This window comes from Pseudomonas sp. AA-38 (assembly GCF_029457475.1).
GTDB lineage: Bacteria > Pseudomonadota > Gammaproteobacteria > Pseudomonadales > Pseudomonadaceae > Aquipseudomonas.
The window spans coordinates 3,179,216-3,196,980 of record NZ_CP120359.1 but is presented as its reverse complement, the minus strand read 5'-3'; the positions used below and the strand labels follow the sequence as shown (position 1 = coordinate 3,196,980).

The 17,765-nt window shown below is 60.0% G+C and carries 15 protein-coding genes and 1 pseudogene; 7 read left to right on the top strand and 9 right to left on the bottom strand.

Annotated elements, in window-relative coordinates:
* Positions 1–36 precede the first annotated feature (36 nt).
* Positions 37–1,422 carry an FAD-binding oxidoreductase gene (locus PVE35_RS14660; protein ID WP_268182977.1) on the bottom strand — a complete coding sequence of 462 codons (1,386 nt, stop codon included), beginning with the start codon at positions 1,420–1,422 and terminating at the stop codon, positions 37–39.
* A gap of 397 nt (positions 1,423–1,819) precedes the next feature.
* On the opposite strand from PVE35_RS14660, the gene PVE35_RS14655 reads away from it, so the two are divergent.
* Positions 1,820–2,452 (top strand): hypothetical protein, encoded by a 633-nt coding sequence (locus tag PVE35_RS14655; RefSeq protein WP_268182979.1) that lies wholly within the window; start codon positions 1,820–1,822, stop codon positions 2,450–2,452.
* Positions 2,453–2,489: 37 nt separating this feature from the next.
* On the opposite strand, the gene PVE35_RS14650 is transcribed toward PVE35_RS14655, so the two are convergent.
* The 3 genes from PVE35_RS14650 to PVE35_RS14640 all read right to left on the bottom strand — a co-directional run bounded on the left by PVE35_RS14650 (position 2,490) and on the right by PVE35_RS14640 (position 4,737).
* On the bottom strand, positions 2,490–3,038 hold the full coding sequence (locus tag PVE35_RS14650) for a hypothetical protein (protein WP_277372220.1): 549 nt from the start codon (positions 3,036–3,038) through the stop codon (positions 2,490–2,492).
* 144 nt (positions 3,039–3,182) lie between these two features.
* Positions 3,183–3,878, bottom strand: coding sequence for a GNAT family N-acetyltransferase (locus tag PVE35_RS14645; protein WP_277372219.1), 696 nt, complete (start codon positions 3,876–3,878; stop codon positions 3,183–3,185).
* A 112-nt stretch (positions 3,879–3,990) separates the two neighbouring features.
* Positions 3,991–4,737, bottom strand: a complete 747-nt coding sequence (locus PVE35_RS14640; RefSeq protein WP_277372218.1) for an ABC transporter substrate-binding protein — start codon at positions 4,735–4,737, stop codon at positions 3,991–3,993.
* A 343-nt stretch (positions 4,738–5,080) separates the two neighbouring features.
* On the opposite strand from PVE35_RS14640, the gene PVE35_RS14635 reads away from it, so the two are divergent.
* The 3 genes from PVE35_RS14635 (at position 5,081) to PVE35_RS14625 (ending at position 6,194) form a co-directional block, all read left to right on the top strand.
* A complete protein-coding gene (locus tag PVE35_RS14635; protein ID WP_277372217.1) occupies positions 5,081–5,458 on the top strand; it encodes a hypothetical protein in 378 nt (125 codons plus the stop codon).
* A gap of 2 nt (positions 5,459–5,460) precedes the next feature.
* The gene (locus PVE35_RS14630) at positions 5,461–5,649 is read left to right on the top strand and encodes a DUF1289 domain-containing protein (RefSeq protein WP_277372216.1); all 189 of its coding nucleotides are present in this window, start codon (positions 5,461–5,463) and stop codon (positions 5,647–5,649) included.
* Between the two features lie 122 nt (positions 5,650–5,771).
* The gene (locus PVE35_RS14625) at positions 5,772–6,194 is read left to right on the top strand and encodes a DUF4952 domain-containing protein (protein ID WP_277372215.1); all 423 of its coding nucleotides are present in this window, start codon (positions 5,772–5,774) and stop codon (positions 6,192–6,194) included.
* A gap of 360 nt (positions 6,195–6,554) precedes the next feature.
* Here the strand turns inward: PVE35_RS14625 and PVE35_RS14620 are convergent, their stop codons facing one another.
* The 5 genes and pseudogenes from PVE35_RS14620 to PVE35_RS14600 all read right to left on the bottom strand — a co-directional run bounded on the left by PVE35_RS14620 (position 6,555) and on the right by PVE35_RS14600 (position 13,948).
* On the bottom strand, positions 6,555–7,085 hold the full coding sequence (locus PVE35_RS14620; RefSeq protein WP_277372214.1) for a transposase: 531 nt from the start codon (positions 7,083–7,085) through the stop codon (positions 6,555–6,557).
* Positions 7,086–7,219: 134 nt separating this feature from the next.
* Positions 7,220–7,336, bottom strand: a pseudogene (locus PVE35_RS14615) (transposase); the annotation flags it as partial.
* A 139-nt stretch (positions 7,337–7,475) separates the two neighbouring features.
* Entirely contained in the window at positions 7,476–9,260 is a 1,785-nt protein-coding gene (locus PVE35_RS14610; RefSeq protein WP_277372213.1) for a DUF262 domain-containing protein, read from the bottom strand.
* Between the two features lie 125 nt (positions 9,261–9,385).
* A complete protein-coding gene (locus tag PVE35_RS14605; protein WP_277372212.1) occupies positions 9,386–10,636 on the bottom strand; it encodes a ribonucleotide-diphosphate reductase subunit beta in 1,251 nt (416 codons plus the stop codon).
* Between the two features lie 405 nt (positions 10,637–11,041).
* Positions 11,042–13,948, bottom strand: coding sequence for a ribonucleoside-diphosphate reductase subunit alpha (locus PVE35_RS14600; protein ID WP_277372211.1), 2,907 nt, complete (start codon positions 13,946–13,948; stop codon positions 11,042–11,044).
* Positions 13,949–14,806: 858 nt separating this feature from the next.
* On the opposite strand from PVE35_RS14600, the gene PVE35_RS14595 reads away from it, so the two are divergent.
* From PVE35_RS14595 to PVE35_RS14585, 3 genes are read left to right on the top strand one after another with little or no spacing between them, the layout of a single operon-like run.
* The gene (locus PVE35_RS14595; protein ID WP_277372210.1) at positions 14,807–15,532 is read left to right on the top strand and encodes a winged helix-turn-helix domain-containing protein; all 726 of its coding nucleotides are present in this window, start codon (positions 14,807–14,809) and stop codon (positions 15,530–15,532) included.
* Complete coding sequence (locus PVE35_RS14590; RefSeq protein WP_268183007.1) at positions 15,529–16,113, top strand: GNAT family protein; 585 nt, start codon at positions 15,529–15,531, stop codon at positions 16,111–16,113. The genes PVE35_RS14595 and PVE35_RS14590 overlap by 4 nt, the downstream gene beginning before the upstream one ends.
* The gene (locus tag PVE35_RS14585; RefSeq protein ID WP_277372209.1) at positions 16,110–17,717 is read left to right on the top strand and encodes an ATP-binding protein; all 1,608 of its coding nucleotides are present in this window, start codon (positions 16,110–16,112) and stop codon (positions 17,715–17,717) included. The genes PVE35_RS14590 and PVE35_RS14585 overlap by 4 nt, the downstream gene beginning before the upstream one ends.
* Positions 17,718–17,765: the final 48 nt, after the last annotated feature.

Sequence of the window (17,765 nt, the reverse complement as noted above, 5' to 3'; positions counted from 1 at the left end):
GATCCATAGCAGATGGAGGTTGTCCGGGGGCGTTACTTACTCGCCCTGGCGGTAGTAGGCATCCCACAGCTTGTTGCGAAACTTGTTGGTTGGATCGACGTGCTTTTTCAGCGCGAAGAACTCTTGAGCGCGCGGATAGGCGGCCAGGAATTGTTCACGGCTGGCATGGATTTGATAAGGCAGGTAATAGCTGCCCTGATGGGCGATGGCCAGATCGATCAGTTGGCCAGTCCAGTCGGCGACGGCGGCGCGCGCTTCGAGCGAAACGCCCTGGCGGTAGTAGAGCACCAGCGCGAAGGTGTCGCTGCGTGCCCAGGCCAGCAGGGTGCCAGGGTCGGCCTTGGCATGGCGGATGGAGACATTGGCGACTTTCACCTGATGCCGCTTGAGGATCTCTTTCATACCCAGAACGAACCGCTCCAGCTCCGCCTCGGGGACGAAGTACTCCTGCAGCACGTAGCTATAGCCTGGGCCAGAGATGGGTTGCAGTTCGCGCACGTCCAGGCTGGCTTCGTGGTTGCGCCATTGCACCTGTGCCTCCCTTAGCAGTAGCGGGTCAACCAGGCGTTCTCGCACCTTGGTGCCGCCGTTGCTGCTGGCCATTGCCAGCGCTGCACGCATGGCCTTGTAGTCGCGATCTCGCGGTACCAGGCGCTCACTCACGGTCAGCGGAGCATCTGTACGCAGGTAGGAGACGGCGCGGACACTGTCGAAATCGTCGGTATAAAGAATGGCGTTGTGCATCACCATCTCTGGATTGCCGCGCACCTGGCTGGCGAAGAACTGCGCATATTCGCTGAGTGGCATCCGTTGCGCCTGGCGTATCAGCTTGCTGTTTTCCACCAGTGGCAGGGTGGCTTCGACGATGACGCCGAGCCCGCCATAGCCGCCGATGGCGCCATAGAACAGTTCGTGATTCTGCGTCGGGCTGGCTTCCACCACCTGGCCGTCCGCCAGCACCAGGCGCAACGAACGCACGCCGAGCACCAAGGGACCTTGTCCGACATATCGGCCATGGGCGTTGACGCTGAGTGCGCCGCCTACCGTGAAATTGGCGTAGGACTGCATGATCTGTGGCGACAGACCCTGTGGGTCGATGTACTCGAGCACGTCGCGCCAGGTGATGCCGGCTTGTACGCGAATCTCCCGACGCTCTGCGGAAAACTCCAGCACGCGGTTGAAACGTCGCATGTCCAGTTGCAGTGCGTGTTCAGTCGCGGTCTGACCGCCCATGCTGTAGCGCCCACCACCAATGGCGATGGGGCCTTGATGGTTGCGCACGGCTTCGACGATCTGCTTCAGCTCGGTCGGCGTGAGCACCTGCGCCACCTCGATGGAGTTCATGCCGGTGACGTCGTTGACGACCTCGGTCGCGTAAGCGCTCTGACATAGCAGCAGGATGAGGAGCAGGGCAATACGCATGGAGCTTCCTTGTTCACATGGATGGAAAGTTCGCGTCACCAGCCATGGTCAGGCAGGCGACGAAATCATGCACGATGCCCCATTGTTCCTCTGCTGATCCATGCATTGTCAATTGAATATGCAGGGATGCCCTGGTCGAATTCTTCTGTCCCGTCTCATGGGCTGAGTTTCGTGAGACAAGCTTCGCGTTGTCCAACTTGCACCTGGCCCATGGGGTGTTGAGCTGTAGGTTTCATCCACCTTTGCAGCCGCTGTCCAGCTTACTTGGCCTGGGTGCGTGCGGGACGGTGCGAGGCAAAAGGAGTTGGATGGCCAATTGCCACTTTTCCTGGCTTTGCATAGAGTGTCGGCGCTGCCATGAGTGCGGCACTTTTCAATTCAACAAGGATGAGCAGTTATGAAGTTGAAGATGATAGGCATGGCGATGGTACTGGCGCTTGCGGGTTGTGCCAGTTTTCCAGGTGAGGAAGTGGCGGCAACCAAGTTGCCCTCGATGGCGAACTATCAGCAACGCCCTGGTGTATTCGTGGATTTCAACTTCTACCGTGGCGAGGCCGGCAGCGCCAAGGCGGTGGAAGTCCCGCAGGCACGCGACATGCTCAAGCCGCAACTCGAGGCCGTGCTGCGTGATTCGGGCCTGTTCAGCCGCTATACCCTCGATCAGTTCCAGAAGCAGCCTGGCGATTACACCCTCAAACTGAATGTCTACAACGACGGTTCGGAGGGGGCGGCGGCTGTCAGTGGCATCATCACCGGCCTCACTCTGGGTATCATCCCAGGCAGCGCCAAGGACGAGTACACCATGACCTTGCAGGTCATCGACGAGCAAGGCCAGGTAACCAAGGTGGGCGAGAACCACGACTCGGTGCGTACCTGGATGGGCCTGGTGTTCATTCCCATGATGGGCCACACCCCGGCCGATGCAGTGAGCGCCAGCTTCGCGCGTCAGCTCAATGCTCTGCTCAAGCAACTGGTGGATCAGCAGGTGCTCAAGTACGCTCAGGGGCGCTCATTGCTGATGCGCGGCTGAAACCCAGCGGCGCGCCCAAGGCGCGCCGACCTTCGCGTCACTCCTTCAAGGCCGCGATGAAGGCCGGGTCCTGATACAACTCGGCCAGCAGCTTGCGCACCAGCGGGTTGTAGGCGTTGGCGGCGGATGGAATGGCGATGGCACCGACGAAGCTGCTATCCCATACGCTGGTCACCGTCTTGCTGGCGCTATACAGCGAGGTATTGCCCTCGCGCAGCTCGAAATCTGCACGAATGGAACCATTGCCGCTGCCCATGCCGGCAGTCATGCTGTTCTCCCGCAGGCGAACCTCCAGATGACGCTTGGCGGCAGGATCCAACAGCCCGGCCAGACGCAGTTCACTCTCCAGCGCTTTCTGCACATGCTTGCTCAACGAGCCCTCGGGGCTGCGCAGAGGGTTGGCTCGAACCGCAATCGAATCCTGCCCCTTGTCCGCTACCACGCTTGGCGTATCCAACCGGCTCAAGGGCGCATGCTGCTTGAGCAATTGCACGTTGTCGTAGCTGGGTTCGTAACGTGGCATGGTCACGCCGCACCCCTGTAGCACGGCAGCCACGCTGGCCAATAGAACGATGCGCTTGAGCATGTGAATCCCTTCTTGATGGTTGTGAGGTTGCCGATGATAGCGCAACGCCATGCATGTGCGAGTGGCTTCGAGGGGCCCACACGCAGCCTGGGAATGGTCGATGATGCAGGTTTCGTCACCGCCGGGCAGGTGAACCAGCCCGGTTCAGTGCAACGAGCGGGAAGGCAGGCGCTCGTCCACCAGTTGTTGGGCTTGCAAAGCGAGCATGTCGAGGTGCGCGTCGCGCTGCTTTTCCGCCTCCTGCATGGCGCGTTGTCCGTGCTGCTTGAGCAGGTAGGTGTGAATCTGCCTGACCTCCGTGGAGGCGAACACCGGCGCCAGGTCGGCGATTGCCACCATGCCGCTGGAGCGGTAGTCGCGGCTGTTCATCAGCACCTGCGCGCCCTGGGCGGCCAGCACCTGCAATCCCAGGGCCTCGAACAATGGCACCTTGGCCGCCACACAGGCCAGTTCCAGATGAGGGCGCCGCTTCTGCACGCGCTGCAGTAACGCCCGGCCAATGCCCTTGCCGCGATGCTCGGCCTGCACGGCAAGGTAGGCGAGGGTGCAGGCGGCGCTATCGTCGGGGCTCGGCAGATAAAGGGCAAAACCCAGCACCCGGGCTGGGTCTTCATCGTCCAGCGCCAGCAGCAACTGCGCGGGGCCTTCAGCCGCGCCGTTCATGCTCTGCAGATGCAGGTGCACCTCATAGCCGATCACGTACTGGTAGAGCTGATACAGCGGGTTGCTCGGCAGCAGCGGCACCGCGCTGAGGTCAGCGAAGTAATCCACCACCATCTGCAACACCTGGCTTTTCAGGGACTCGGGCGGCGGGCTGCTGAGGTGGGTGAGGGTGAACATCGGGCGGCGACTCCGCTGGGCAAGGGCGTGAGCCGGGGATTGTAACCTGTGCGCTGCATGGGGCCCGTTCTTGCGCAACGGCCTGTGCCGCGCGCCGGTGCGATCCGCTCGATCATTCGCTCAGATAACGAGCCGTTACCTGATCGATGAACCCCTCCTGACGCATCTGATCCAGCGTGCTTTGCAGCTTCTGCACCACCTCATCGGGGGTTTCCTTGTTCAGCGCCAGGTAGAGCTGAGTGCTGCTGATGGAAAAGGCCACGTCCAGTTTGCCGACCCCGTCCTGCCTGGACTCATAGTCACCAGCCGGATTGGTGGTGGCCCACAGATCGAACTCACCGGCTTGAAGCTTGGCGGGGGCGTTGCTCAGGGTGGTCTTGAGGCTGAAGTTCTGCTTCTCCAGATACTGGCTGACGCTGGTGCCTGCGACCGCGCCAATGCTGTATCGGCGAGCATCGTCGAGGCTGTTCAGCACGATCGGGTTGCCCGGCATTTTCAACAGCACCAACTGAATCTCGCTCAATGGCCCGACCCACTTGAAGCGCGGCTCGCGCTCTGCAGAGCGGCTGAGCGAATACACGGCAAAATCGGGTTGCTGTTCGGCCATCTCCTGCAAGCGGCCCCATGGGAATCGCAGCGTCATCTGATAGGGAATCTCGGCGCGCTTGAACAGCTCGACCACCACCTCCTTGTCGATCCCCACTATCCCGTCTTCCCGCTCGAAGTTCTTGCCATTGGCCGACATGCTGAAGGGCGGGTAATTCTGGGTCAGAATCTGAATGACATCGGACGCCTGAGCAGTGCCGGCCAGCAGCGGCAGCAGGGACAGCATGACTCGGCAGATTATCTTGTTGAACATGGGCAACTCCTTGTGACCTTTGTTTTTCATGACGCGAACGTTCTGGTTGGCCTTCGCCCGAATGGCTTCGTTGGTATCTCACTCACACCACGCCTGGCTCGATGCGGCGACTGCCCTGGGGGCAATGGCCATCAGCGAGCTCAGTTGTCATTCGGGGGCGGGGTGGTTCCGGTCGGGGGCAGGCATTGTCCAGCAAGCGCGCCTGGGTTGCAGCAGCCAGATGGATAGCCTGTGGCCTGCGTCATACCTTTCAGCCTTCCCGCAGCACCGGGAGCGCATGCAGGTTTTGCTGCAGCTACTCGGCGAAACAGCATGCCGCGACGTTCAACTGAAACTGTAGCTCATGGTGCTGAAGCCCTCGGGTAACATGACTCTGCAGCGAACTCGGATTCAGAAGGGCTTTATGGCGTCGCCGAAACGAAAATACTCAGCTATCGAGCGTGAGCTGATTCGCACCCTCACGGCTGCCTGCGAAACGGCCAAAAGTGAAATCGTCGGCTTCCAGTGGTTGACCCATGAGGTGGACTACCAGCAATTCCCGCAGAGCCTTGTGGTGACCTGGATGTTCGACAGCGAGGCGAACAGAGCGCGTGCGCTCGCCTGCACGGACAAGGCGCGAATGCTGGCGCTGACGCAGGCCGCGTTCGATGAGGTGGGCATCAGCCTTGCCGATATCGCCGCTCATGTTGTGTTCTCGGTCGAGCAGCTAACAAGGGGGTAAGCGTGGCCAAGGAGATTGAGAATCCCTGCGTCTCGCTGTGCCAGCTCAACGGCGAGCTGTGCGTCAGTTGCGGCCGCATCCGCGAGGAAATCCGCAAGTGGCGCGGCATGAAACGCCCCGAGAAAATGGCTACCGTGCAGAAGGCGGCGGTGCGGGTGAAGGCGATTGCTCGGAAGAGAAGCAAGGGCTAATTGTGTAGGGTGGATGATGCTCTTTTCATCCACCGTGCGGTGATCGTCCTGACTACTGGCTGAAAAACGTTATGAAAGCATTAGCCTGACAGTGTATTTATCTATTGGTGGTAGGTGTCTGAATGAATCGGCTGATTTCCGGGCTTCTCTTCATGGTTTTGCTGGTGTTGGCCGGTTGTGCGAAGGCAGAGCTACGTTGCGGTGACTTTCTTGCACAGCTCAGCGATAAGCCAGATTCCGTTGAGTTCCTAGGCTGCGCTCAAGACATCGATGCGCAGGGAAAACCTTTCGTCGCTCGCTACCGTGTAACAGGCTCGAACGCACCTGAGGCCGAACGATATATGAGCCGTAGCTTCGGTCTACCAACGCTTCAATTCATCTGCTGTGGTTGGGACTCAACGCCTTATTTTTATCGCGACAAAGCGACAGGGCTGGGTTACATGCTAGGCATGGGGTCTGAGGAAACGCCTATAAATAAACGTGATGCTTGGCCAGAGATAAAATTTTTCTACATCAATGTTTCTCTGGCGACTGAAGATCCATGATCGTTTCGTGAGTGAGTTGTTAAATCTGGTAGATGGCAATGTTTCAGCCCACCGTAGGTGATGTCCGGTCTACTTGCTGCTCGATCAGCAGGGCGCGTAGTTGGCGGCGGTGGCGGGTGAAGGTTTGCGGGATCAGGATTTCGCCGGCAAGGGCTGGGATAGCGGGGATGTGGATTGGGTAGGCATATCCATTACCTCAATGGAATACACCGCTGCTTTCGGGAGCAGTATTGCCGCTGCGTGAAGCGTTTCTTAGGCGCTGTGGCTCAGGGTAGGGATGCGGGCGCAGGTGGTCAAGGTTCGATGGAGTAGGGTGGATGACGCTTTTTTCATCCACCATCTGGAGGCTTGCCGGGGCACTCATTCACCATAACCACCATCGCTCTGTTCCGGCACCCCACACCAATCCGGCGCATAAATACCCATCGCCACGGCCCGATGGAAGCTTGAATAAGGCCAATCCACCAGCCGCGATGCATGACCATGTTTGAGCGGGTTGTAGTGGATGTAATCGAAGTGGCGCTGGTAATCGCGCTCGTCCCGAATCAGGTGCTCCCAGTAGCGCCTTTGCCAGATGCCCCGCTCGCGGCGGTGTTGCTGGCTGGCACTGAGTGCTTCGCTGGCGGGCAGGCGTTTGCTGAAGGCGAACTTGATGACCTTCCAGCGTAGGGCGAAGTCGGCGTCGCCTGGCGGTAGCGTCCACAGACAGTGCATGTGTTCGGGCAGCACCACCCAAGCATCGATATGAAAGGGATGGCGTGCTTTGGTGGCGCGTACCGTTTCGCGCAGTAAGTCGATTTCGCGGATCAGCAGATCGCTTGTGCGATCGAGCAGGTTGACGGTGAAAAAATAAGTGGCGCCAGGAACGCGGGCGCGTCGGTAATTGGACATGGCGGCTCATCCTTGAGCAGTGGTGTTGCCTGAACCATGGTGGACAAGCTTCGTTGTCCACCCTACGCGGCGGGTATTTCGGCGTAGGGTGGATGACGCTTTTTTCATCCGCCGTTTGCGATGGTTGTCCGGGCTACTCGCTCGCGCAGCAGGTCGATTTCGCGGATCAGCAGATCGCTTGTGCGATCGCGCAGGTTGACGGTGAAAAAGTAAGTGGCGCCAGGAACACGGGCGCGTCGGTAATTGGACATGGCGGCTCATCCTTGAGCGGTGGTGTTGCCTAAACCATGGTGGACAAGCTTCGCGTTGTCCACCCTACGCGGCGGGTATTTCGGCGTAGGGTGGATGGCGCTTTTTTCATCCACCGTCAAAGGTTGTCCGGGCTACTCGCTATGGTTTGAAGCGTGCTGCTATTGCTTGGGCCGCTCTAAATCCCTCGACTTTTATCGTTGAAGAGCCTTCTCGTGTGTATACGGTATCCGCGATGTCGGACACATCTTTTTGTGCAGGAATCCAAATACAGATTATCGAGTTTCCGCGATAGTCAATGCAGTCAATTGTTCCGAGTATTGCGGATCGAAGAGGTTCGCTCAGCCTTGATTTAGAGAAGTGTTCAACGATTTTTCTTTTGTAACCCTCTATGTCGAGTTTTGTGTGTGGCAGCTCTCTTTCAATGCCGACCACATATCTGCTGCCTACTCGGAGAGCCTGAACTTTATCAAGGACAAGTATCCTGTTCGCTTGCTGTGCGTCGTCCGCCACCCCGATGAATATTGCGCCGGATGAGTCAGGGCCTGCGTTTGCAATTCCGCACGCTGTCTCAACTAGTCTATCCAGCAGTCCTTCGTTCAATGTTCGATTTGCGTCTAATGAAACTAATCCTTGTTTACACTCATAAGTCGCTGTTTCTATTTTGGAACGACGAAGGGCATTCTCGAAGCGGATAGCAAGGCCGGCACCTTGCTGGGCAATCCCTGGTCGTTGCTCTTCAAAGTACCGTTGGATTAGCCCTTTTGTTACTGCAATATTTTGTGCTCTTGGGGTGGAGCGAATTTGTCCAGCGGCTACGTGTAAGCGGCCTTGGAGGTTCTGCAGGGCTGCCATTATGCCTGCGCTATCAAACGGAGATTTCCCTTCCTTAAAGCAAAGTTCGTAAAACGCCATGAAGACTGCGTAGAATCCGGTTTTAATTGGATTGGCGCCTGCTTCGGGGTGAATGGTTCTACGCAAGGCGTTTGGTGTGCTGTCTATAGATTCGATAGTTTCTCTAATTACAGAGATTGTAGTGATAATTGCGTTCTTAAGGGCATCTGCACCATAGGCGTGTATTCTTGCGTTTATTGATCGGAAAGCTTCAGTGTCGGGAGAGTAATATTCATCTAGTGCTGAACCACTAAAGCCAAAAGGCTCCTCCTCTAGGATGGATATTGCTAGGTCGGCAATGAATTGTTCGTCCTCTGCCTCTCGTAGCTGACTTTTCCTTAATACTCCCTGCTTGCACCAGAATGTATTTTCTGCGTGTACTCCATAGGAAAGATCATCCCCGTTTATATCTATGCTGATCTCTGGCATTGCAGAGAGGTTTAGGAAGTTTGCGGATGCGTCACCTCTGAGTTCAGCTGCTACTTCTCTAATAAAATTAGCGAATGGAGAAATTACGCCTGCTTGACGCTTTTCTTGTGCGCTTAGTTGGCGGCCATATGCATTAATCCGGCCAAATACTTCGTTAACGGCGTTGGGGTCGACGGCGGGGAATTCAGTTACAGCAAAGGTATATTCTAAAAGGCGAGCGCAGGAGCCCTCATCTAATAGATTTTCTTGATTCTGGTGGGCTGCTATTTGCCCGCGTTCAGCAAGTTGCTTTGCTCGTGCTAGTTGCTCTACATTGAAGTATTTCTCATTAGAGCTGAATAAATTTTCAATGTAAGAGAATACAGCGTTTAAGCGCTGCATTCCGTCGATAATTTCGTATGTTTTGTTTCCTTCTTCGTCGGTGTTTGTTGCAAGAAGTATTAAAGGGATTGGGTAGCCCTGGAGAATGCTGTCAATTAGTTTTCTCTTTTCGTCAGTAGTCCAAACTAGCTTTCTTTGGTATTGCCGATTAACTATAAAGTTTCCGTCGGTATACTCTCGATAAGCTTCTTGGATGCTCATCCCTCTTGGCGTTACGCTCATGGTTCCCTCAATATCGAAATTAAAGAAAACCCCGCACTAGGCGGGGTTTTAGTTTGTCTCGCTACCCCGAATTCCGTAATCAGGTAAAGCGTTTCTAATCTGTCCTAACGGTCTTGACCTCGAAATCAATCCCAGCTCAACGCCCCACCAGTCTGATACTCGATCACGCGGGTCTCGAAGAAGTTCTTCTCCTTCTTCAGATCCATGATCTCGCTCATCCAGGGGAAGGGGTTGGTGGTGCCTGGGTACTCTTCCTTCAGGCCGATCTGGGTCAGGCGGCGGTTGGCGATGAATTTGAGGTAGTCCTCCATCATCGCGGCGTTCATGCCCAGTACGCCGCGCGGCATGGTGTCACGCGCGTATTCGATCTCCAGTTGGGTGCCCTGCAGGATCATCTGGGTCGCTTCGTCCTTCATGTCGGCGTCCCACAGGTGCGGGTTTTCGATCTTGATCTGGTTGATCATGTCGATGCCGAAGTTCAGGTGCATGGATTCGTCGCGCAGGATGTATTGGAACTGCTCGGCGGTGCCGGTCATCTTGTTGCGGCGGCCCATGGAGAGAATCTGGGTGAAGCCGCAGTAGAAGAACACGCCTTCCAGTACGCAGTAGTAGGCGATCAGGTTCTTGAGGAACTGGCGATCGGTTTCCGGGGTGCCGGTCTGGAAGGTGGGGTCGCTGATCGAGCGGGTGTACTTGAGGCCCCAGGAGGCTTTCTTCGCGACGCTCGGGATCTCGTGGTACATGTTGAAGATTTCGCCTTCATCCATGCCCAGCGACTCGATGCAGTACTGGTAGGCGTGGGTGTGGATCGCTTCCTCGAAGGCCTGGCGCAGGATGTACTGGCGGCACTCGGGGTTGGTGATCAGGCGGTACACGGCCAGCACCAGGTTGTTGGCCACCAGGCTGTCGGCGGTGGAGAAGAAGCCGAGGTTGCGCTTGACGATGCGGCGCTCGTCTTCGGTCAGGCCATCGGTGCTCTTCCACAGCGCGATGTCGGCGTTCATGTTCACTTCCTGCGGCATCCAGTGGTTGGCGCAACCATCCAGATACTTCTGCCAGGCCCAGTCGTACTTGAAGGGTACGAGCTGGTTGAGGTCGGCGCGGGCGTTGATCATCTGCTTGTCGCCGACGTGTACGCGTGCGCTTTCGCCTTCGAGTTCGTCCAGGCCTTCCTGGATGTCGAGGGCGTCCAGGGCTTTCTTGGCGCGGGCCACGGCATCGGAGTCGGTGGCCTCTACGGCACGCGCTTCGAGGGCGGCGTCACCGCCGACGCGGTTCAGTGCGTCGAGGCTCATGTCGCCCGGTTGTGCGGTGGTTTTCTGTGCGACGGCGGCTTCTGCGCCGTCTTCCTTGTCGAATTCATCCCAGCTCAGCATGACTTGGCTCCTGCGTGAGGGCCGGTAAAAGTCCGGCCTGTATGGATATACAGATACTTTGAATTATGTTCCGTTGCGTGATGCGCGCAAGGGTAAACGGGTACCGCTGGTCAGCAGGCGGTGGGTTGCCTGCCGGCCTGTGCCGCTCGACCCCGGAGGGAGGAGGGCGGGAATTGGTGGGGAGGGGGAATATCGCGGATAAATCCGCTCCTACAAAAGCTTTCCCTCTCCCTAACCCTCTCCCGCAAGCGGGAGAGGGAACTAAACGCACTCGGTGCGAGCGTGTAGCTGAGCGAGTGAGCGCTAGGCGCCTGGTAGGCTGGAGCCCCTGAGCGTACTTCAGTACGTGATGGGGGCCGGCCTACCAGGCAACGACGCGGGCGCCGCTCAGATACGCGCGACTACTTACTGACAAGCCTCGCAGTCGGGTTCGTCGATGGCGCACGCTTTCGGCACTGGCGCCGGGGCCGGGGCGGCCTGCTGGGCAGGGGCCTGGGCCTTGGCCGAGAAGCCTTCGTCACCACCGGCGGAAACAGCATTGAGCTTGCCGGTGTTGATGGTGGATTTCTCGGTGCTGGTGGCGGCCAGGGCACGGAGGTAGTAGGTGGTTTTCAGGCCACGGTACCAGGCCATGCGGTAGGTCACGTCCAGCTTCTTGCCCGAAGCGCCGGCGATGTACAGGTTCAGCGACTGCGCCTGGTCGATCCACTTCTGGCGACGGCTGGCGGCGTCGACGATCCACTTGGTTTCTACCTCGAAGGCGGTGGCGTACAGGTCTTTCAGATCCTGCGGGATGCGCTCGATCTGCTGTACGGAGCCGTCGTAGTACTTCAGGTCGTTGACCATGACCGGATCCCACAGGCCGCGGTTCTTCAGGTCGCGCACCAGGTAGGGGTTGATCACGGTGAATTCGCCGGAGAGGTTCGATTTCACGTACAGGTTCTGGTAGGTCGGCTCGATGGACTGCGACACGCCAATGATGTTGGAGATGGTCGCGGTCGGCGCGATGGCCATGATGTTCGAGTTACGAATACCTTTCTTCACGCGCTCGCGGATCGGCGCCCAGTCCAGCGACTCGGACAGGTCGACGTCGATGTACTTCTGGCCACGGGACTCGATCAGGATCTGCTGCGAGTCCAGCGGCAGGATGCCCTTGCTCCACAGCGAGCCCTCGAAGGTACTGTAGGCGCCGCGCTCTTCGGCCAGGTCGCAGGAGGCCTGGATGGCGTAGTAGCTGATGGCTTCCATCGATTTGTCGGCGAACTCGATGGCGGCGTCGGAACCGTAGGCGATGTGCTGCAGGTACAGGGCGTCCTGGAAGCCCATCAGGCCGAGGCCGACCGGGCGGTGCTTGAAGTTGGAGTTACGCGCCTGATCCACGCTGTAGTAGTTGATGTCGATGACGTTATCGAGCATGCGCACGGCGGTCTTCACGGTGCGGCCGAGTTTCTCGATGTCCAGCTTGCCATCGACGATGTGGTTGACCAGGTTGACCGAACCCAGGTTGCAGACGGCGATCTCGTCCTTGTTGGTGTTCAGGGTGATCTCGGTGCACAGGTTGGAGCTGTGTACCACGCCCACGTGCTGCTGCGGGCTGCGCAGGTTGCACGGGTCCTTGAAGGTCAGCCAGGGGTGGCCGGTCTCGAACAGCATGGAGAGCATCTTGCGCCACAGATCCTTGGCGGCGATGGTCTTGTACAGCTTGATCTTGCCGTACTCGATCAGGGCTTCGTAGTACTCGTAGCGCTCCTCGAAGGCCTTGCCGGTCAGGTCGTGCAGATCCGGCACTTCGCTCGGGCTGAACAGGGTCCACTTGCCGTCCTCGAAGACGCGCTTCATGAACAGGTCGGGAATCCAGTTGGCGGTGTTCATGTCGTGGGTACGACGACGGTCGTCACCGGTGTTCTTGCGCAGCTCGAGGAATTCCTCAATGTCCATGTGCCAGGTTTCCAGGTAGGCGCACACCGCGCCCTTGCGCTTGCCGCCCTGGTTGACCGCCACGGCGGTGTCGTTGACCACTTTGAGGAAGGGCACGACGCCCTGGGATTTACCGTTGGTGCCCTTGATGTAGGAGCCCAGCGCGCGCACCGGCGTCCAGTCGTTGCCCAGGCCGCCGGCGAATTTGCTCAGCATGGCGTTGTCGTGGATGGCGCCGTAGATGCCCGACAGGTCGTCCGGCACGGTGGTCAGGTAGCAGGAGGACAACTGCGGGCGCAGGGTGCCGGCGTTGAACAGGGTCGGGGTGGACGCCATGTAGTCGAACGAGGACAGCAGGTTGTAGAACTCGATGGCGCGCTCTTCGCGGTTCTTCGGCTCTTCGATGGCCAGGCCCATGGCCACGCGCATGAAGAACACCTGCGGCAGCTCGAAGCGGATGCCGTCCTTGTGGATGAAGTAGCGGTCGTACAGGGTCTGCAGGCCCAGGTAGGTGAACTGCTGGTCGCGCTCGTGATCGATGGCGCGGCCCAGTTTCTCCAGGTCGAAGGTCTTCAGCTTGGCGTCCAGCAGCTCGAACTCCACGCCTTTTTCGACGTAGGCGGGCAGGGCCTTGGCGTACAGCTCGGCCATCTCGTGATGGGTGGCGCTACCGGCGATGCTGAGGAAGCTCAGAGCCTCGGCGCGGATGTTGTCCATCAGCAGGCGGGCGGTGACGTAGCTGTAGTTCGGCTCACGCTCGACCAGGGTACGGGCGGTCATCACCAGGGCGGTGTTGACGTCCTTCTCGGCCACGCCGTCGTACAGGTTCTTCAGGGTTTCACGCTCGATCAGCGCACCATCGACTTCGGCCAGGCCTTCGCAGGCTTCGCGGATGATGGTCTGCAGGCGGCCCATGTCCAGCGGTTGCAGGTCGCCAGCGGCGTTGGTGATGCGGATGCTCGGGTGCGGCTGGGCGATTTCGCTGCCAGCACTGGCCTTGCGCTTGTTGGCCTGGGCTTCGCGGTAGATCACATAGTCGCGGGCGACTTTCTGTTCGCCGGCACGCATCAGGGCCAGTTCGACCTGATCCTGGATCTCTTCGATATGGATGGTGCCGCCGGAGGGCATGCGGCGCTTGAAGGTGGCGGTGACCTGTTCGGTCAGGCGCGCGACGGTGTCATGGATACGCGACGAGGCGGCAGCGGTGCCGCCCTCCACTGCGAGGAAGGCCTTGGTGATGGCGACGGTGATCTTGTCATCGGTGTAGGGGACGACGGTGCCGTTGCGCTTGATCACACGCAGTTGGCCGGGGGCGGTGGCAGCCAGATCCTGGGAGGAGTCGGCGGCCTGCGGCGCCACGGCCTGCGGGTTCTCGCGAGTGGTGTCGGTATGCATGGAGATCTCCGTGTTCTGTAATTTTCAGGTTGGACATCACGATTGGAAACCGTGCCTTGTCCGCCGTTCATTCCATTAACAACTAAGCCGCACACGGCTTGAGCCGGGTACGGGGTGGTGCAAGAGCGGGCAGGCTGGGCGCTGCCAGGCTGCGTGCGAAGCGCCTGCATCGGCCGCGTTCGCACGAAGCCCGATGGCCGTCCTGGCGCTCGACGCAAAGCGAGGCATTACCGCAGCTCGCCTACTACATATAGTGTTCGGCGCACGATTCGGCTCGTCGCCTGACTCAGCCTCAGGCGCCTGTATGGCGGCCTGGGTGGGCATAGCCCGCATCACGGCTGGGCTTATGCAATGTACTTGGCAAAAACAGTGGAAAAAACCTGGCGTCAAGGACTTGCGCGTTGTGCTTTTTTTGTGTCCTGTTTTTCCCTGCGACCCAATATCTGGTGGGTGCCGTGCAATGGGGATACAAGATAGTGCGCTGCTTGAGGCATTGCAAGGCGCTCGCAACGGAACAACCTGTGGATAAGATGTGCGTGCCTTGTGGGTGCCTGCGGCCAAGCCCGCATGTACTCTGGCTCAGGCCGCCGATGACCGCTCGTCGCCCTCGATGGGCGGCAGATAGCCAGGTGACGAGGCCGTTCGCTGACGCACAGCCTAACACTATATCTAGGGTCTGTTGCCGTTTCGCGCACGCTCGCGCCGGGGCTAGTTTTTACGTGGGGCAGGGCAGGCGTGTAGCCGTCGAGGCCGGTCGATCCGCCCGAGCCTGGGGCCATTTGGTGCAGCAATGCCGCTCGCCTCGAAATGCTAACAGCCCCTAGAATGAGCGCCGTTCGCCAAGCAGCGAGGTGGGGTGTGGAACGAGAAGGGTGGCAGATCCTCATTGTCGAGGATGACCAGCGCCTGGCGCAGTTGACCCAGGAGTACCTGGAGGGCAACGGCCTGCGCGTGAGCATCGAGGCCGACGGCGGCCGTGCAGCGGCGCGCATTCTGGCCGAGCAGCCGGATCTGGTGGTACTCGACCTGATGCTGCCGGGCGAGGACGGCCTGAGCATCTGCCGCAAGGTGCGCGACGGCTACAAGGGGCCGATCCTGATGCTGACTGCCCGCACCGATGACATGGATCAGGTGCTCGGCCTGGAAATGGGCGCGGACGATTACGTGTGCAAGCCGGTACGCCCGCGTGTACTGCTGGCGCGCATTCGTGCCCTGCTGCGCCGCCGCGAAGGCAGCGAGGCCGAGCGTGACGAGGGTGAACCACGCCGCCTGCAGTTCGGTCCGTTGGCCATCGACAAGGCGATGCGCGAGGCCTGGCTGGGCGAGCAGGGCATCGAGTTGACCAGCGCCGAGTTCGATCTGCTCTGGCTGCTGGCGGTCAATGCCGGGCGCATCCTCTCCCGTGAAGAAATCTTCAACGCCCTGCGTGGCATCGAATACGATGGCCAGGATCGCTCCATTGACGTGCGTATCTCGCGTATCCGCCCCAAGATCGGTGATGACCCGATGCACCCACGGCTGATCAAGACGGTACGCAGCAAGGGCTACCTGTTCGTACGGGAGGCGGCCGAGGGGCTGTCGTGAAGGTGCCGTCGAACAGTCGCCGAGCGGCCGCGGCTGCGGCGTTCCCCACCCTGACCACTCCGCGTTTTCAGTTGCGGGAAATCGTCCAGGAGGATATCCGTGCCATCTTCCAGGGGCTGTCCCACCCGCAGGTGATCCGTTACTACGGGGTGTCCTACGCCACGCTGGCGGCGACCCAGGAGCAGATGGACTGGTACCGCGAGCAGTGGCTCGAAGGCACCGGCATCTGGTGGGGCATCTGCCGCGCGCAGGCACCAGCCGAGCTGCTGGGCGCATGCGGCTTCAATGATTGGGAGCCACGCCACCGGCGCGCCGAGATGGGCTATTGGCTGATGCCCGAACACTGGCGTGGCGGCGTGATGCGCGAGTGCGTCGAGGCCATCGTCAGCCATGGCTTCGCGGCCATGGGCCTGCACCGTATCGAGGCGATGGTCGACACCGACAACGTCGCCAGCAGCGCCTTGCTGCGCGGCCTGGGCTTCAGCCATGAGGGCGTGCGCCGCGAGTGCGAGTATCAGGACGGGCGCTATATCAGCCTGGACAACTTCGGCCTGCTCAGCCAGCAGTGGGTGCGGCGATGAACTCCATCTTCCTGCGCATCTACGGCGGCATGCTCGCCGCTCTGGTGCTGGTGGCTCTGCTTGGCGTGGGTACGCTGCATCTGGTCAACGAAGTGCGCAGCGACCAGTATCGCGAGGGCCTGGCGCGCGGCACCTTCCGCCTGATGGCCGACAACCTGAAGAGCATGGACGAGGTGGAGCGGCGCCGTGCGCTAGTGGTCTGGTCGCGGCTGTTGGGCATCCCGCTGCAGCTACAGGTGCTGGACGAAGCGCAGCTAGACAGCCGCGAGCGCAAGCAAATGCAGCGCGGTAACGTGCTGGTGCGCCAGACCGGGCCGCATTCGGCCAGGGTCTATGCCTTGCTCGAGGGCAAGGTGCCGCTGCTGTTGACCGGCGAAGTGCAGCAGATCAGCGAGCAACTGGCGCGGGCCACCAATTACCTGCTGATCGACGAGCTGATCCGTTACCCGGTGGCGGAGCAGCCACAGCGCCTGGCCGAGCTCAAGGAAGCCAAGCAGTTTGGCTTCGACCTGCATCTGGTGCGCCTGGAGGACGCGCGGCTCGACCTCGATCAACGCCGCCGCATCGATGAAGGCGATACGGTGATGGCGCTGGGCCGCGGCGGTGATTCCATCTATGTGTTCTCCGGCATCGTCGACACCCCCTGGGTGCTGGAGATCGGCCCGCTGTACCAGATGAACCCCTATCCGCCGCAACTGCTGGTGCTGATCGGGGCCCTGGGCCTGAGCCTGATCGGCCTGATCGTCTACCTGCTGGTGCGCTCTCTGGAGCAGCGCCTGCGGGTGCTGGAGAGCGCCGCCACGCATATCGCCAGTGGCCGCCTGGACGCCCGTGTGCCGACCCGTGGCGCCGACTCGGTCGGACGCCTGGCCAGTAGCTTCAACGCCATGGCCGAACACCTGCAGAGCTCACTGAGCACCCAGCGTGAGCTGGTACGCGCGGTGTCCCACGAGCTGCGCACGCCGGTGGCGCGCCTGCGCTTCGGCCTGGAGATGATCGCCGATGCCGAGAGCGACAAGGCGCGGCGCAAGTACATGGATGGCATGGACAGCGATATTCAGGATCTCGACAAGCTGGTCGACGAGATGCTCACCTACGCCCGCCTGGAGCAGGGCTCGCCGGCGTTGAACTTCCAGCAGGTGGAGCTCTGCGGCCTGATCGATCAGGTGATCGAGGAGCTGGCACCGCTGCGGGGCAGCGTGCAGGTTCAGCGAGCGCCACTGGTCAGCGTGCTCGGCGAGGACAGTTGCTGGGTCGAGGCCGAGCCGCGCTACCTGCACCGGGCGTTGCAGAACCTGGTGAGCAATGCCATGCGCTACGCTGAGGGGCGGGTGCTGATCAGTTGCCGCCTGGGCCACAAGCGTTGCCGCATCGACGTCGAGGACGATGGCCCAGGGGTACCGCAGGAGGCCTGGGAGCGCCTGTTCAGCCCCTTCCTGCGCCTGGACGACAGCCGCACGCGGGCTTCGGGTGGGCATGGCCTGGGCCTGTCCATTGTGCGCAGGATCATCTACTGGCATGGCGGGCGCGCGCAGATCGGCCAGAGCGAGACGTTGGGCGGCGCCCGTTTCAGTCTGGTGTGGCCACGTCGTCAGGGTGAGTAGGGCGCGGTGGCGTGCTGAGCTTGGTGCGCATAGCGCACCCTACCGACG

Excerpts from the sequence above, each read along its gene's own strand:
- PVE35_RS14605 (WP_277372212.1), bottom strand. The coding sequence starts at position 10,636 with ATGCTGAGCTGGGATGAATTCGACAAGGAAGACGGCGCAGAAGCCGCC.
- PVE35_RS14585 (WP_277372209.1), top strand. The coding sequence starts at position 16,110 with ATGAACTCCATCTTCCTGCGCATCTACGGCGGCATGCTCGCCGCTCTG.
- PVE35_RS14660 (WP_268182977.1), bottom strand. The coding sequence starts at position 1,422 with ATGCGTATTGCCCTGCTCCTCATCCTGCTGCTATGTCAGAGCGCTTAC.
- PVE35_RS14650 (WP_277372220.1), bottom strand. The coding sequence starts at position 3,038 with ATGCTCAAGCGCATCGTTCTATTGGCCAGCGTGGCTGCCGTGCTACAG.
- PVE35_RS14655 (WP_268182979.1), top strand. The coding sequence starts at position 1,820 with ATGAAGTTGAAGATGATAGGCATGGCGATGGTACTGGCGCTTGCGGGT.
- PVE35_RS14635 (WP_277372217.1), top strand. The coding sequence starts at position 5,081 with ATGGTGCTGAAGCCCTCGGGTAACATGACTCTGCAGCGAACTCGGATT.
- PVE35_RS14625 (WP_277372215.1), top strand. The coding sequence starts at position 5,772 with ATGAATCGGCTGATTTCCGGGCTTCTCTTCATGGTTTTGCTGGTGTTG.
- PVE35_RS14640 (WP_277372218.1), bottom strand. The coding sequence starts at position 4,737 with ATGTTCAACAAGATAATCTGCCGAGTCATGCTGTCCCTGCTGCCGCTG.
- PVE35_RS14610 (WP_277372213.1), bottom strand. The coding sequence starts at position 9,260 with ATGAGCGTAACGCCAAGAGGGATGAGCATCCAAGAAGCTTATCGAGAG.
- PVE35_RS14645 (WP_277372219.1), bottom strand. The coding sequence starts at position 3,878 with ATGTTCACCCTCACCCACCTCAGCAGCCCGCCGCCCGAGTCCCTGAAA.
- PVE35_RS14600 (WP_277372211.1), bottom strand. The coding sequence starts at position 13,948 with ATGCATACCGACACCACTCGCGAGAACCCGCAGGCCGTGGCGCCGCAG.
- PVE35_RS14620 (WP_277372214.1), bottom strand. The coding sequence starts at position 7,085 with ATGTCCAATTACCGACGCGCCCGCGTTCCTGGCGCCACTTATTTTTTC.